Source organism: Microbacterium wangyouchuni (assembly GCF_054072595.1).
This window is the reverse complement of the sequence record NZ_JBSVRM010000002.1, coordinates 339813-353979: the sequence shown is the minus strand read 5'-3', so window position 1 is coordinate 353979 and position 14167 is coordinate 339813. Positions and strand designations below refer to the sequence as shown.

Here is a 14167-nt window from a genome sequence, read left to right as displayed (position 1 = left end):
CGCGATCTCCTAGCCGACGCTCCCGGCCCGATAGCCGACGCCACGAACCGTCATCACGATCTTCGGCGCGTCGGGATCAAGCTCGACCTTCGCCCGCAGACGCTGCACATGAACATTCACCAGACGCGTATCTGCTTTGTAGTGATAGCCCCAGACCTGCTCCAGCAGCATCTCGCGTGAGAACACCTGCTGCGGTTTGGATGCCAGCGCAACGAGCAGCTGGAATTCCAGCGGCGTCAGCGGAATCGCAGTCGTGTCCCGACGCACTTCATGCGCATCGACGTCGACGACCAGATCTCCGATCCGCAAAATCTCATTGCTCGTTGTCGGCAGCGGTCGCAACCGGGTGCGGATGCGCGCGACGAGCTCCTTCGGGTTGAAGGGCTTGACCATGTAGTCATCGGCGCCCACTTCCAGCCCTCGGACCACATCGGCAGTGTCACTGCGCGCGGTGAGCATGATGATCGGGACGCCGGATTCGGCGCGGATCCGTGTGCAGATCTCGATCCCATCCATCCCCGGCAACATCAGATCCAGCAGCACCAGGTCCGGGCGCTGGGTGCGCCACTGTTCCACTGCCAACGCACCGTCAGCGCAGAACACAGGCTCGAAGCCCTCGGTTCGCAACACGATCCCGATCATCTCGGCGAGCGCGGTGTCATCATCGACCACGAGGATCCGTGAGGTCATCTGATCCCAGCCTCATCTTTCTAGCCATGTGCGCCACCACACGGGTGAAGTCGGACGCAACTTTTTCCAGCGTACTTCATGACAACGTTTGGATCACGGTAGCGCCTCCGGCGCTTCTTCAGTGCGGCCGTGGGTGTGACACGATGGATCTGCACGTCGGAGGGAGCGCCATGAGCGCACAGAGTTGGACGCCAGCCCCGAAACCGGGGCTTATTCCGTTGCATCCGCTGAGTTTCGGTGCCCTACTGGGCAAGCCTTTCGCAGCGCTGCGCCACAACCCCAAGGTGTTGTTCGGGTTCGCTATCGTCATCCAACTCATCGTTGCGGCCATCACCGCCGGTGTCATCGGCACAGTTATGTTCGCCACCTTCATGCGGTTGGAGTCCATCTCCCCCAGCAGTCCGGATTTCTACCCGGTCATGTGGGGAACGATCGCCATCAATGGTGCCGTCGCGCTCGTCATGGGCCTGGTGAGCCTCGCATTCACCGCGGTCATGCAGGGCATTGTCGCCGCGAACGTCGGATACGCGGCACTCGGAGAGAAGGCCTCGCTCGGACGGCTCTGGCGACTGATGAGACCGGCATTCTGGCCGCTGATCGCCTGGAGCCTGCTTCAATCTCTCGCAACGCTGCTCGTCGTCGCCATCATCGGTGGAATCATCGCCCTCGGATTCCTTGCCGGGGCAGGCGGTTCCGCGTCAGCTGTCGGCCTCACCGTCGTCGTCGGCATCCTGGTCGTGCTGGCGATGATCCCGTTGGGCGTCTGGCTGGCCACCAAGCTGCTGTTGGTGCCATCGGTGCTGGTGCTGGAGCGAGTCGGTATCCGCCATGCGCTCGTGCGTTCCTGGCGCCTCACGCGGGGCCGCTTCTGGAACACTTTCGCGGTGATGCTGCTAATCGGCTTGATCATGAACACCGCAGTGGGACTGGTGAGCGTTCCGCTCTCGTTGCTCGGATCGATGATCGGCGGAGTGATTGCTCCGGGCGGCCCCAACGAAGCATCCGAGATCGGTGCTTTCGCTCTCACGGCCATCGCTCCGCAGCTGCTGACATACGTGCTGCAGGCCGTCGCGATCGTCGTGCAGTGCGCTGCCGCGGCATTCATCTACCTCGACTGCCGGATGCGGTACGAGGGGCTCGACCACAGCCTGATCGGTTACCTGGATCGCCGGGACCGCGGCGTCGACGCGCAAGAACTCGGTGATCCGTTCGCCGTCGATCCTGAGCGTGCCATCGGCCGGACACCACCGCAGCAGCAGCAGTTCGTGCCCCCGTACCAGCAGCCCTACCAGCCCGCCGGATACGCGCCACCGGTTCCCCCGCCTGCGCCGGCGCCGCCTACCTCCCCGCCGCCTACCTCCCCGCCGCCAGCAGCGCCCGGGCAGTGGGCTCCTCCGGGGTCAGGCAGTGCATGATCCGGTTCGACGCCGATCCTTTCGCCCCCGACGGTGAAGAAGCCCGACGCTGGGCCGAGCAGGAACTTCAGAACCCGCGCTACGCCGACGCCAAACCGACCTGGTTCGACTACCTCGCAGAGGATGTCGCAGAATTTATCGCCAGCCTGTTCTCGACGCAGACTGGCGAACAGACCGGCAATGTCGCACTAATCATCGTGACGGTGGTAATCGTGGCGGCACTCATCACGGTGCTGTTGCTGTGGGGCAAGCCGCGCCGGTCACGTCGCGTCCAGCGCACGGGCTCGGAGCTGCTCGGCGAAACCGATGATCGCTCGGCCGCTCAGCTGAGAGCCGAAGCCGAGCGCAGTGCGAAGAGCGGCGATTGGGATGCGGCGACAGTGCTGCGCTTTCGCGCGCTGGCTCGCGCGCTCCTCGAACGCGACATCATCAGTCCTGCCCCGGGCGCGACGGCACAGGGCATCGCGCGGGAAGCTTCCCGCGCCTTCGACGCGCATCACGATGCCCTGGCATCCGCCGCTGAAGCCTTCGACGACGTGCGCTACCTGCGACACCCGGCGTCCGCAGACAGCTACCGCGCTCTTGCTGCCACCGACGACCTGCTCACGAACCAGCACCCTGCGGCGGTGCCGGTATGACCAGTTCTGGAACAGCGGTCAGCGAGAAGGGTCGTGTGCGCTCGGCTCTCGGCTGGGTAGCGATCGCCCTCGTCGTGGTCGTGTTCGCGCTCTTCATCGGCAGCGTCAGTTTCAACACGCCGGATTCGCGCGGACTTCTCGATCCCGAGAGTGCGAAGCCCTCCGGGGCACTCGCCCTCGCCGAGCTGCTGCGCGATCAGGGTGTCGAGATCACCGTCACCCGCTCACGCACCGAAGCACGAGCCGCTATCAGCGACGACACCACTGTCGTCATGGCCGATCCGCTCAATCTGTCTGATGAGGCCGTGATCGAACTCCTGGAACCGGCACACCACACGGTATTCCTCACCAGCGCTGCTCGAATGCTGCGGTTGCTGGATCTGGGGACGAACGCCGAGTCCTCGGCAGGCGAACTCACCGCTGAGTGTGCGCTGCCCGAGCTCGCCCATGTCGGTGCCATCCGACCGGAACGCTTCTTCGCCCCCGCTGCGGACGTGACCGGATGCTATCAAGATGCCGACGGCAACGCCGGGCTGCTCGTCGATGACCGCGGTGACACTCGCACCGTGTTCCTCGAAGGCAGCGACCTGTTCAGCAACGAGTACCTCGCCGAAGACGGCAACGCGGCGCTGGGTCTGGCGTTGCTCGCGCAGACCGGAAACGTCGTGTGGTATGTGCCGTCGTTGGCCGACACCGACCGGGAGGCACAGAGCGTCGATACGCTCGCTTCGCTCACCCCGGAGTGGGTGACGCCTGCGATCGTGCTGCTGCTCCTGGCCGGCATCGTCGCAACCGCTGCCTACGGCCAGCGCTTCGGTCCGCTTGTCGCGGAGACGCTTCCGGTCACCGTTCGTGCCTCGGAGACCATGCATGGCCGCGCCCATCTCACGGCCAAGGCGTCGGATGCTGCGCACGCCGCCGCTGCGCTGCGCGAGGGGACTCTGCGTCGCCTGGCCAAACGGCTCGGGCTGACCGCTCGTTCCACCGCCGCAGAAATCGCAGATGCGGCATCCGATCGACTACGCATCCCGCGCGGTTCGCTGCACCGCCTGCTCACCGACCCGTTGCCCGAGAACGACCAAGATCTCATTGAAACTGCCCGTCAGCTCGCCGAACTGGAAACGGCGATCGACAATGCTGTGCACGTGGAAAGGAAAACACCGTGACCGATACCGCCCCTGAGGCCGCATTCGACGAGGCACAGCTGCGAGATGCCATGCACCGCGTGCGCACGGAGATCGACAAGGCCGTGATCGGCCAGGCTGGCACCGTCACCGGGTTGCTGGTCTGCCTGCTCTCGCGCGGACACGTCCTCCTCGAGGGCGTTCCCGGCGTCGCCAAGACCCTGGTGGTGCGCGCGTTCGCTCGTGCCCTCGGAATCGACACCAAACGCGTGCAGTTCACCCCGGATCTCATGCCGGGAGATGTGACCGGGTCGCTCGTCTATGACGCGCGCACGGGTGAGTTCGAGTTCCGTCAGGGACCGGTATTCACCAACATCCTGCTGGCGGATGAGATCAACCGCACGCCGCCGAAGACGCAGGCGGCGCTGCTGGAAGCGATGGAAGAACGCCAGATCTCAGCAGACGGCACCAGCCGCGATCTGCCTGATCCGTTCCTGGTCGCTGCGACACAGAACCCGATCGAGCACGAGGGGACCTACTCACTGCCTGAGGCCCAGCTCGACCGCTTCCTGATGAAGCTCGTCGTCACGATGCCTGAGCGCGACGCCGAAGTCACCGTGTTGCGTCTGCACGCGAACGGCTTCTCCCCGCGTGCGCTCACCGGTCTCGAACCGGTAGTCAGCGCAGCGGAGATTCGCGCTGCTCAGGATGCCGCGGCACGCGTCGAGGTAACCGATGAAGTTCTCGGTTATGTGGTCGATCTCGCCCGCGCCACCCGGGAATCTCCGTCCGTACTGCTCGGGGCGAGTCCACGAGCATCCACAGGACTGCTCGCCGCGGCCAAGGCTTGGGCCTGGCTGAACGCCTCCACCGCGGTCACACCCGATCACGTGCAGACCATGCTGGTGCCGTGCTGGCGTCACCGCCTGCAGCTGCGCCCGGACGCCGAGATGGAAGGCGTATCGGCGGATGCTGTGTTGGCCTCGGTCATTCAGCAGACGCGGGTGCCGATCTAAAGTGTTCGTCTCTCCTCGACTCGCTCTGGTCACCGGTCTCGGTGTCTTGCCCCTCGTCGCGCTGACCGCGGCGGGGTTGCCGGTGTGGGCTGTGCTTGCCGGTTGGCTCGTGCTGTGCTCCGTGCTGCTGGCAGTCGATGTGACGGCGGCAGCGAGTGCACGCACGATCACGGTGACCCGGCGCGTACCCGCGCGCGGCAGGATGGGCGAACCCGTCGAGACGAGCATTGCCCTGCACAACCATGGCTCCCGAACGCTGCATGCCGTGGTCCGCGATGGCTGGCAGCCGACGGCCGGCGCGAGCGCCGAGCGCCTGCGCGTGCTGGTTCCGGCCGGGGAGCGTCGCCGCGTAAGCGTGCCGCTGCTGCCCCGCCGCCGTGGCGAGTTGGCGAGCGAGTTCGTCTTCGTCCGATCGCGCGGTCCGCTGGGGCTCGGTGGCAAGCAGGCCCGCCACGAGGTTCGTGGTGCGCTGCGGGTTCTCCCGGCGTTCGTTTCCCGCAAGCATCTGCCTTCCCGACTTGCCCGACTTCGCGAACTCGATGGCAACACGAGCATCCAGATGCGCGGTCAAGGAACCGAATTCGACTCGCTGCGCGATTACGTGCGCGGCGATGATGTCCGCTCAATCGACTGGCGTGCCACGGCGCGTGCTGGCACCACGATGCTGCGCACCTGGCGGCCCGAGCGCGACCGGCACGTGGTCATCCTCATCGACACCGGCCGTACGTCCGCGGCCCGCGTCGGCGACGGTACCCGGTTGGAAGCCGCCCTGGAGTCGGCACTGCTGCTCGGAGCACTGGCGACCCGCGCCGGCGATCATGTGCATCTGCTGCTGTACGACCGCGCGGTGCGTGCACGCGTGACCGGAATCGACGGGACCGCACTGCTGCCGGCGATGACGGATGCGATGGCTACGGTGCATGCGCGGCTGGTCGACACGGACTGGTCTGGTGCGTTCGCCGCCATCCGCACGCTGACGACGCGCCCCTCGTTGGTCGTCGTTCTCACCGCTCAGGATGCCGCGGAGTCAGCACGCGGCTTCCTCGGCGCATTTCCCACGCCATCGCGTGCGACGACAGTGCTGGTCGGCTCGGTGACCGATGAGTCTGTTGAGAAGCTGGCGCAGCAGCGCGGCTCGCGTGAGGAGATCTATCTCGCCGCTGCGGCTGAGCGGACCCTCCGCGACGCGGAGAACGTAACCGATGCCATTCGCCGCGCGGGCGGTGAGGCCATCGCCGCCGATCCCGAGGCGCTGCCACCGCGAATCGCCGACCGCTACCTGGAACTCAAGGCCGCGGGACGCCTGTGACTGTCGGCCATCGATCGCAGTAGAAATGAACCATTCTTTATTGTGAATGATTCATCTTTATGGGAGAATGGGGCCATGAACCCCATCGGCACGATCGAAGCTCCTGAGCGGTTGCGTGCCGCCGGGCTTCGCGTGACGATGCAGCGGGTCGCGGTGATCAACACCCTCACCGCACGCCCGCACGCGTCTGCGGAGACCGTGCACTCCTCGCTGCGTTCGATTCTCAGCGGAGTCGCACTCCCCACCGTGCACAGCATCCTGGGCGACCTCACCGGCGTCGGGATCGTCCGACGAGTCAGCCTGCCGGATGCGCCGAGCGCGCTGTACGAGGTGCAGCACGCCGACGACAACCACCATCATCTGCAGTGCGTGGAGTGCGGTCGCGTCGAAGACGTCGCCTGCGCCGTCGGCGAAGCCCCGTGCCTGCATCCATCCCACGACCACGGGATGCGCATCCTCGAAGCCTCTGTGACCTACCGAGCCATCTGCTCTGATTGCGAAAGGAAGAAGTGAATGACTGACAAGACTTTCACCACCACCCAGACCGGCACGCCTGTCGCCAGCGACGCGCACTCGCTGACGAACGGTGCTGACGGCACAACCGCGCTGCACGACCGATACCTGGTCGAGAAGCTCGCATCGTTCAACCGTGAGCGCGTGCCGGAGCGCAACCCGCACGCCAAGGGGGGCGGCGCATTCGGCGAGTTCGTCGTCACCGAGGACGTCTCGCAGTACACCCGCGCAGCCGTCTTCCAGAAGGGCGCGAAGAGCGAGACACTACTGCGCTTCTCGTCCGTGGCCGGCGAGCAGGGCTCCCCGGACACCTGGCGCGACGTCCGCGGTTTCTCGCTGCGCTTCTACACGACCGAGGGCAACCTCGACATCGTCGGAAACAACACCCCGGTGTTCTTCATCCGCGACGGCATCAAGTTCCCGGACTTCATCCACTCGCAGAAGCGGCTGGGCGGCTCGGGGTTGCGCAACGCCGACATGCAATGGGACTTCTGGACGCTCTCTCCCGAGTCCGCGCACCAGGTGACCTACCTCATGGGCGACCGCGGACTGTCGCGCTCCTGGCGCCACGTCAACGGCTATGGCTCACACACCTATCAGTGGGTCAACGCTGAGGGCGAGCGCTTCTGGATCCAGTACCACTTCATGTCCAAGCAGGGCGTAGAGCCGATGTTCGCCGATGAGGCCGAGCGCCTCGCCGGGGAGGATGCGGATTACTACCGCCGCGACCTCTACGAGGCGATCGAGAAGGGCGACTTCCCGGCGTGGGACGTCTACGTCCAGGTCATGCCATACGAAGAGGGCAAGACCTACCGATTCAACCCCTTCGATATCACCAAGACCTGGTCGAAGAAGGACTACCCGCGCATCAAGGTCGGCACCTTCACGCTGAACCGCAACCCGCAGAACTTCTTCGCCGAGATCGAGCAGGCTGCCTTCTCGCCCGGCAACCAGGTTCCCGGCACCGGCATCTCCCCCGACAAGATGCTCATGGCGCGCGTGTTCTCCTACCCGGACGCCCAGCGCTACCGCATCGGCACCAACTACAACCAGCTACCGGTCAACCAGCCGCACGCTGCCCACGTCAGCAACTACATGCACGAGGGCAACATGCAGTACCACTTCAACACCGCCGAGCACCGCGTCTACACGCCGAACTCGTACGGTGTTGCGGGTGGACCGCAGGCAGACCCGCAGCGCGGTGTCGAGGCGAGCTGGGAAGAGGACGGCACACTCCTGCGCAGCGCTGCAACCCTGCGCTCCGAGGACGACGACTTCGGACAGGCCCGCACGCTGGTCAACGAGGTCTTCACCGCTGAGGAACGCCAGCGCTTCATCGAGACGCTCGCGGGTCAGTACGCGGGGCTGACCGTCCCCGCTATCCAGGAGCGCTTCTTCTGGTACTGGGGCCAGGTCGACCAGAAGGTCGCGGACGACATCCGTGCCGTGGTCGCGGCGAACGGCGGATCCGAGCCGGAGCCCGTCGGCGTCGGCGAGTAATAGCCGCAGATTCACTCGGTAGCCGAAGGGCCGGATGCGCATGCATCCGGCCCTTCGGCGCGCCTACAGTGCAAGATATGCGAGTGGGTGGATGATGTGCCCTGAAATGGGTCGTGTCCGACTCGAACTGACGAGAGGGAATCTCATGAGTGAATCGCTCGCCGAAGCAACACCCGCAGCGCCGTCAACCGGAGCACGACTCACGGCTGAAGCACTCGGCACCTTTCTGCTGGTGTTCGGCGGTGTCGGCACGGCGTTGTTCGCATCGAACCACTTCACCGACCCCGGATCAGGCTCTGCGGTTTACGTCGCCGTTGCCCTCGCGTTCGGGCTCACGGTCGTCGTGGGCGTCTACGCCTTCGGCCCGATCTCCGGCGGCCACTTCAACCCGGCCGTCAGCCTCGGACTCGCAGCAGCCGGGCGCCTGCCCTGGCGAGACGTGCCCGCTTACATCATCGCGCAGGTCATCGGCGGCATCATCGCCAGCACCGCGCTGGTGCTGATCGGCATCTTCGGTCCTGAAGGCTGGCTCACGGGCGCGCAGGATGCTGGATTCGCCAGCAACGGCTGGGGCGAGCACTCCCCCGGCGGATTCGGTATGTGGTCAGCGATCGTGATCGAGGTCATCCTCACCGCGATCTTCCTCTTCGTGATCCTCGGTACGACGCACAAGCTCCGTCCGACGCCGTTCGCCGGCCTCGCCATCGGCCTCACGCTGACACTCATCCACCTCATCAGCATCCCGGTCGACAACACCTCGGTGAACCCAGCACGTTCCATCGCCGCAGCCATCTACGGCGGAGCCGGTCCCCTCGCGCAGCTGTGGGTATTCCTGGTCTTCCCGGTGGTCGGCGCTCTGATCGCTGGCTTCGCCTACAAGACGCTGCTGGACGGCACCAAGCACCTCTGAGAATCAAGCACCTCTTGATTACCCGGCGACGAGCTGCGGCGTTCCTGCCTCGTACTCGAGCAGGTCGCCGCGCTCGCCCCGCTGGTAAGCGCGGCGTCCGACGAGAAGCATGTAGGCGAGGAAGACCCCCAGCGCGGCAGCTCCGATACCGATCTTGATCGGCCACGGTAGCGACCAGCCGGTCACGAAGCCTTCGACGAGCCCGGACAGGAACAGCGCGAACACCAGCCCGATGGCCACTGTCGCCAGCGCCCGCCCCTCCTGCGCGAGAGCCGCTGCCCGCGTGCGGTGCCCCGGTGCAGCCCAGGCCCAGAAGATGTGGAGCCCTGCGGCAGCTGCGACGAAGATGCTCGTCATCTCGAGCATCCCGTGCGGAAGGATGTACAGCACCATCACATCCGCGCGATCGTGCGCAGCCATGATTCCCCCGGAGACACCGATGCTGAACGCATTCTGCGCGATCATGTAGATCGGCCAGATGCCGGTGACGCCGAACAGCACGCACTGCACGGCGATCCACGCGTTATTGGTCCACACCATCCCCGCAAACACGGCCGCGGGGTTATCGGTGTAGTAGCCGGTGAAGCTCTCTTCGGCGTACTGCTCGAGGAAGTCCGCCGGCCCGAGGCTGGCTACCAGAGCCGGGTCGCTTGAGATCCATGCAGCGACACCGACCGAGATGGCGATGAATGCCAGTGCGATGACCAGCGTGGTCCAGCGGAGGCGATACAGTGCGGCCGGAAGCTGATCGGTGAAGAACCGCCCGATCTGACTGAGGATGCTGTCGGATGCACCGGTCAGACGCAACCGCGCCTTGGCCAGAATCAACGAGAGGTAGGCACCCTGCGGGGACTCGCCGACCGAAGTCTTCAGCTCGGCAAGATCTGCCGATGCCGCCCGGTACCGGACAATGAGCTCATCCACTCCGCCACCGTCGAGCCGCTGACGGCTGAGTTCGTCCAGGCGTTCCCACTCGGCACGTCGTGCATCGGTCAGGGCATCAGCATCCACCTGATTTACTGTACTCATGTCTACGCCGATCGACACCACGGACGAAGTCCTCTCCGGCGAAGCCGTTGCCATCGATGTTCAACCGCTCGGGTTCTTCATGCGCGCACTCGGCGCGCTCATCGACATGGCCGTCAGCTGGGTGCTGTTCCTGCTGTTCCTGTGGTTGCGCGTATGGCTTCTCGCCACCGGTATCGTGACGCCGGCGATCGACGGCATCGTGAACATCGTCGCGATCGTGGTCTGCTTCGTCGTGGTGCCGATCGTGGTCGAGCTCGCACTTCGCGGCCGGAGCCTCGGGAAACTGGCCGTCGGCGGACGCATCGTTCGCATGGACGGCGGGGCCACCGGATTCCGCCACGCTTTCATCCGAGCGCTGATCGGCGTTCTGGAGACCTATATGACCTTCGGCGCGATCGCCCTGCTGGCCGGGGCGTTCACGGCCCGCTCGCAGCGCCTGGGAGACCTCGTGGCCGGCACCTACAGCCAGCGCGTGCGCACCCCGAAGCTCATCCCCCTCGTCCCGGTCATGCCCGAGTCGCTCATCGGCTGGGGGCAGATCGCCGACGTCGCACGGATGCCCGATCGCCTCGCCCGTCGCATCTCGCAGTTCTTGCAGCATGCCGAGCGCATGTCGCCCTCAGCGCGCGCGAAGATCGCTGCGGAACTCGTCACCGAGACGGCCGAGTACGTCTCCCCGCAGCCGGCTGCCCACCCGGAGCAGCTGCTCATAGCGATCACCGTGCTGCGCCGCGAACGCGAGCGGCGGGCACTGGCCATCGCCGACGCGCGCGCGGAGAAGCTCTCCGGGCGCCGCGTCGGCGTCTGACGCCACTACCGGTCAGAACCGGATCGCGTCGATCACCTTCACGCGCAGCGCAACCATCGCGGGGATGAACCCGGCAACCGCGCCGACGATGACCGATGCCACAAGCCCGGTGACCGCGGCGCGCATCGGGAACGGTGGCACATCCTGCATCCCCTGGAACATCGCCGGAACCACCCAGTCTGAGCGCAGCACCGCGACGACGATCGCGATGCCGATGATGCCCGCGACTGTCGTGGCAACCAGGCTTTCCAGGAGCACGGAGACGAAGACGCGACCCGATGTCGCCCCGAACGCGCGCCTGACGCCGATCTCTCGCACTCGCTGGCGCATGGCGACCAGCTGAATGTTGATGAGACTCAGCGCACCGAGTCCGAGAATGAGCACGGCGATCCCGCCGGTGATCATCTCGAAGGTCCGCATGGAATCTTCCATGCCGGGTTGGGAAGCCCAGTCGCTGCGGTTCACCATGACTGACTGCCCTTCGGGGAGGCCAGCACGCAGATCCATCGCAAGCACGGGTCCGATTTCGGATGCTTGCTGCTCCGTGACCCACACCTCGTGACGGGGCATCACTTCCGGCGGGAGCTGATCGACACGGGCGGTGTACGCGTCGTAGAGCACGTCGATGCGCACCTCTTCATCCCAGATGCCCTGTTTCGGAGTGACCCCGACCACCTGATAGGTGCCGCCAGCATCACCGAGGATCGTGAGAGTCGGATGCTGGTTCATCGGCGTGCGACCGATCAGATCCCAGAGCGGCTCGGTGATGACCACCGGGGGCGCAAGCGCCGCTTCATCCCCTGGCCGGAACGCGCGACCCTCCAGCAGTTGCTCACGGTGCATCTCGGCATAGAGCGGGTCCAGCAGCCTGCCGCTGACCTCCCGCACTCCGTCCGGGAACTGCGCACGGAACATTAAGCCGTCAGCAACGCGCGCCGTGTGTGTGAATTCGAATCGCTCGCTGACTCGAGAAAAGCGGTCGTCGAAGTCCGCGAAATCTACCGGAGCGCCGTTATCGCTCATCACGGAAACGGCGATCGTCGCCGCGCGGCCCCCGTAGCGATCGGACTGTTCGACCTGGAACTGCCGCTGATACTCCGAGAAGGCGACCACGGCTGTCAACGCGGCAACGGATACGGCGATGCCGATGAGGCTGAGCAGCACCCGCAGCTTGTGCACGCGGATCTCGGCCCAGGCGTCGGAGAACGCACCGATAAACCCGCTCATGCCGTTGCCTCCGAGGGGACGCCGGTAGCCAGCGTGGATGCTTCGAATGCCCGGCTGAGATCCACCGGGGCGAGCATGCCCGCCTCCAGCCGGTAGTGCCGTCGTGCGCGCGCAGCGACGTGCAGGTCATGGGTGATGGTCACCAGCGCGGCTCCGGTCTGTGTGGCGACCTCATCCAGAAGCTCCATCACGGATGCCCCGGTGTCGATATCCAGTGCGCCGGTGGGTTCATCCGCGAGGATCAGCATGGGGTTTCGCACCAGCGCCCTGGCGATTGCCACGCGCTGCTGCTCGCCGCCGGACAGACGATCGGCGATCTGATCGATTCGGTGCCCGAGCCCCACCCGCTCGAGCATGTCGGCGGCGAGCTCCCGGCGCTTCCAGAACAGCCGTCCGCTGGCATGACTCAACGGCATCATGACGTTATCGATCGCTGTTCGACCGGCGAGCAAGTTGAACTGCTGAAAGACGAATCCGACGTTCGCGCCGCGCAGGCGATCGAGTCTGCCGCTGCTCATCTTGCGGACCGGGGTGCCCTCGAACGACACCGAACCCTCGGTGGGGGCATCCAGCATCCCGAGAATGTTCAGCAATGTCGATTTGCCGGAGCCGGAGCGTCCGACGATCGAAACGTGGTCGCCGGCATCCACATCGAGACTGATCCCGCGGAGAATCTCCAGCCGCGAGTCATCGGCGAGCAGAACGCTCTTGGAGATGCTGTCCAGTGAGACCAGGCTCACCAGCTCATCCCACTTTCGCACTGTTCGACACCGGGTTCGATCTCGTAGCAGTATTCCTCGACCGGGGCGACGAATCCGGGCACGAACTGGCGCACCATCTCGCCCTCTTCGAGCCCTTCGACGACCTCGACGGTCGTGCCATCGCTCACGCCGAGTGTCACGGTGCGCTCCTGCGGATCTTCGCCGTCACCGGCATCGACCCAAACCACACCGGAGCCGGATCCGCCCTGCACCGCGGTCACCGGGATGACGAGCGCATCCTCCACCTGCCCCAGGGCAAGATCCATCTGCGCGGGAAGACCGGCGAAAACGGTCTGCTCAGCGGGAATCGAGCACTGCACGCTCGCTCCGCCTTCTGCTGTCACCTGCACCTGCACACCCGTGCAGGCAAAAGGCGCAGGTCCGCCCGTGATCGAGACGGTCGCCTCAGCCGGAGCGTTCACCAGTCGATACAACTGCACCGGTTCGACGGCGGCTACCAGGTGGTAGCGAGCCGGCGACAGGGTCACGACGTCACCGCCAACGGATACCTGCTGCCCCTTGATGACAGCGATCTCCGACAGATCGCCCGCCTCGGGAGCGACGATGTCGATGTTGCGCACGGGGTCGTCCTGCTTCACGGTGAAAAGCACCTGTCCGGCAGCGACGGCGCCACCTCCGACGTGGACGGCGGTGACCGTGCCGTTCACCTCGCTGCGTACCGGATAGGCGTTGTCACGTGCGACGTTGCCGCTCAGCGACAGCTCGTTGATCACGGAGCCCCGCTCAACGGGCATGACCGGATCGGTGATCTCGGCCCCTGGCCCCATGGCCGCGGCCTGAGCCTCAGGGAAGAATGCGAGTTTGACCAGCCCTGCCGCGCACGCGCCCAGGATGATCACGAGCAGGATGGGGAGAATCCATCGACGCCAAACGACCACGGAAGCCTCTCTGGAGGCTCCACGGTGGTGCGTCCGGAATCATCATAGCCATAAATGCTTTCCAGGTATGCACTTCATTTGCGTGCATGCAACGCGGTTTCAGGCGCGCAACGCCTCATGGCGGATGACGAGCCAGCCGGCCGGGACCGAGAGCCGGTCGGCATGCTGCGCGCAGAGATCATGAGCGTGCGGATGGTCCGTGCCACCCAGGGGTCCGAGGGCCGCCATCTGATCACCGTAGTCAAACGTCAGCGTCGCGACCGCTTCGCGTGCGCAGGTGACCTTGGAGCAGATTCGTACGTCCATCTCTGTCAGAGTAGAGCGCCGG

Annotated in this window: 15 protein-coding genes; 9 read left to right on the top strand and 6 right to left on the bottom strand. The window is 65.5% G+C overall.

Features of this window, described 5'->3' with window-relative positions; translation table 11 throughout:
* Window positions 1–9: 9 nt before the first annotated feature.
* Window positions 10–690 carry an MtrAB system response regulator MtrA gene (mtrA, locus tag ACW5CM_RS04390; RefSeq protein WP_438253547.1) on the bottom strand — a complete coding sequence of 227 codons (681 nt, stop codon included), beginning with the start codon at window positions 688–690 and terminating at the stop codon, window positions 10–12.
* Between the two features lie 170 nt (window positions 691–860).
* Between mtrA and ACW5CM_RS04385 the strand changes: the two genes are divergently transcribed.
* The 8 genes from ACW5CM_RS04385 (at window position 861) to aqpZ (ending at window position 9115) form a co-directional block, all read left to right on the top strand.
* Window positions 861–2105 carry a DUF7847 domain-containing protein gene (locus ACW5CM_RS04385; protein ID WP_457124277.1) on the top strand — a complete coding sequence of 415 codons (1245 nt, stop codon included), beginning with the start codon at window positions 861–863 and terminating at the stop codon, window positions 2103–2105.
* Window positions 2102–2743 (top strand): DUF4129 domain-containing protein, encoded by a 642-nt coding sequence (locus ACW5CM_RS04380; protein ID WP_457124276.1) that lies wholly within the window; start codon window positions 2102–2104, stop codon window positions 2741–2743. The genes ACW5CM_RS04385 and ACW5CM_RS04380 overlap by 4 nt, the downstream gene beginning before the upstream one ends.
* On the top strand, window positions 2740–3909 hold the full coding sequence (locus tag ACW5CM_RS04375; protein WP_457124275.1) for a DUF4350 domain-containing protein: 1170 nt from the start codon (window positions 2740–2742) through the stop codon (window positions 3907–3909). Before ACW5CM_RS04380 ends, ACW5CM_RS04375 begins: the two co-directional genes overlap by 4 nt.
* 50 nt (window positions 3910–3959) lie before the next feature.
* Window positions 3960–4883 carry an AAA family ATPase gene (locus tag ACW5CM_RS04370; RefSeq protein WP_457124361.1) on the top strand — a complete coding sequence of 308 codons (924 nt, stop codon included), beginning with the start codon at window positions 3960–3962 and terminating at the stop codon, window positions 4881–4883.
* A 1-nt stretch (window position 4884) separates the two neighbouring features.
* A complete protein-coding gene (locus tag ACW5CM_RS04365) occupies window positions 4885–6192 on the top strand; it encodes a DUF58 domain-containing protein (RefSeq protein WP_457124274.1) in 1308 nt (435 codons plus the stop codon).
* 75 nt (window positions 6193–6267) lie between these two features.
* A complete protein-coding gene (locus ACW5CM_RS04360) occupies window positions 6268–6705 on the top strand; it encodes a Fur family transcriptional regulator (RefSeq protein ID WP_457124273.1) in 438 nt (145 codons plus the stop codon).
* Entirely contained in the window at window positions 6706–8205 is a 1500-nt protein-coding gene (locus ACW5CM_RS04355; protein ID WP_438253541.1) for a catalase, read from the top strand.
* 145 nt (window positions 8206–8350) lie between these two features.
* Window positions 8351–9115, top strand: coding sequence for an aquaporin Z (aqpZ, locus tag ACW5CM_RS04350; protein WP_438253540.1), 765 nt, complete (start codon window positions 8351–8353; stop codon window positions 9113–9115).
* Window positions 9116–9133: 18 nt separating this feature from the next.
* Here aqpZ and ACW5CM_RS04345 read toward each other — a convergent pair whose 3' ends face one another.
* The gene (locus ACW5CM_RS04345; protein ID WP_438253708.1) at window positions 9134–10126 is read right to left on the bottom strand and encodes a stage II sporulation protein M; all 993 of its coding nucleotides are present in this window, start codon (window positions 10124–10126) and stop codon (window positions 9134–9136) included.
* Window positions 10127–10142: 16 nt separating this feature from the next.
* Between ACW5CM_RS04345 and ACW5CM_RS04340 the strand changes: the two genes are divergently transcribed.
* A complete protein-coding gene (locus ACW5CM_RS04340; RefSeq protein WP_438253539.1) occupies window positions 10143–10952 on the top strand; it encodes an RDD family protein in 810 nt (269 codons plus the stop codon).
* A gap of 12 nt (window positions 10953–10964) precedes the next feature.
* Here the strand turns inward: ACW5CM_RS04340 and ACW5CM_RS04335 are convergent, their stop codons facing one another.
* The 4 genes from ACW5CM_RS04335 to ACW5CM_RS04320 all read right to left on the bottom strand — a co-directional run bounded on the left by ACW5CM_RS04335 (window position 10965) and on the right by ACW5CM_RS04320 (window position 14145).
* Window positions 10965–12179 carry an ABC transporter permease gene (locus tag ACW5CM_RS04335; RefSeq protein WP_438253538.1) on the bottom strand — a complete coding sequence of 405 codons (1215 nt, stop codon included), beginning with the start codon at window positions 12177–12179 and terminating at the stop codon, window positions 10965–10967.
* Window positions 12176–12919 (bottom strand): ABC transporter ATP-binding protein, encoded by a 744-nt coding sequence (locus tag ACW5CM_RS04330; RefSeq protein ID WP_439254849.1) that lies wholly within the window; start codon window positions 12917–12919, stop codon window positions 12176–12178. Before ACW5CM_RS04330 ends, ACW5CM_RS04335 begins: the two co-directional genes overlap by 4 nt.
* Window positions 12916–13839 (bottom strand): permuted SH3 domain-containing protein, encoded by a 924-nt coding sequence (locus ACW5CM_RS04325; protein WP_457124272.1) that lies wholly within the window; start codon window positions 13837–13839, stop codon window positions 12916–12918. The genes ACW5CM_RS04330 and ACW5CM_RS04325 overlap by 4 nt, the downstream gene beginning before the upstream one ends.
* A 99-nt stretch (window positions 13840–13938) precedes the next feature.
* Window positions 13939–14145 (bottom strand): DUF3499 family protein, encoded by a 207-nt coding sequence (locus ACW5CM_RS04320; protein WP_438253535.1) that lies wholly within the window; start codon window positions 14143–14145, stop codon window positions 13939–13941.
* Window positions 14146–14167: the final 22 nt, after the last annotated feature.

What these genes read in the sequence shown, in the direction of transcription:
- aqpZ (WP_438253540.1), top strand. Translation starts at nt 8,351, where the DNA reads ATGAGTGAATCGCTCGCCGAAGCAACACCCGCAGCGCCGTCAACCGGA.
- ACW5CM_RS04385 (WP_457124277.1), top strand. Translation starts at nt 861, where the DNA reads ATGAGCGCACAGAGTTGGACGCCAGCCCCGAAACCGGGGCTTATTCCG.
- ACW5CM_RS04355 (WP_438253541.1), top strand. Translation starts at nt 6,706, where the DNA reads ATGACTGACAAGACTTTCACCACCACCCAGACCGGCACGCCTGTCGCC.
- mtrA (WP_438253547.1), bottom strand. Translation starts at nt 690, where the DNA reads ATGACCTCACGGATCCTCGTGGTCGATGATGACACCGCGCTCGCCGAG.
- ACW5CM_RS04335 (WP_438253538.1), bottom strand. Translation starts at nt 12,179, where the DNA reads ATGAGCGGGTTTATCGGTGCGTTCTCCGACGCCTGGGCCGAGATCCGC.
- ACW5CM_RS04360 (WP_457124273.1), top strand. Translation starts at nt 6,268, where the DNA reads ATGAACCCCATCGGCACGATCGAAGCTCCTGAGCGGTTGCGTGCCGCC.
- ACW5CM_RS04340 (WP_438253539.1), top strand. Translation starts at nt 10,143, where the DNA reads ATGTCTACGCCGATCGACACCACGGACGAAGTCCTCTCCGGCGAAGCC.
- ACW5CM_RS04380 (WP_457124276.1), top strand. Translation starts at nt 2,102, where the DNA reads ATGATCCGGTTCGACGCCGATCCTTTCGCCCCCGACGGTGAAGAAGCC.
- ACW5CM_RS04370 (WP_457124361.1), top strand. Translation starts at nt 3,960, where the DNA reads ATGCACCGCGTGCGCACGGAGATCGACAAGGCCGTGATCGGCCAGGCT.
- ACW5CM_RS04375 (WP_457124275.1), top strand. Translation starts at nt 2,740, where the DNA reads ATGACCAGTTCTGGAACAGCGGTCAGCGAGAAGGGTCGTGTGCGCTCG.
- ACW5CM_RS04320 (WP_438253535.1), bottom strand. Translation starts at nt 14,145, where the DNA reads ATGGACGTACGAATCTGCTCCAAGGTCACCTGCGCACGCGAAGCGGTC.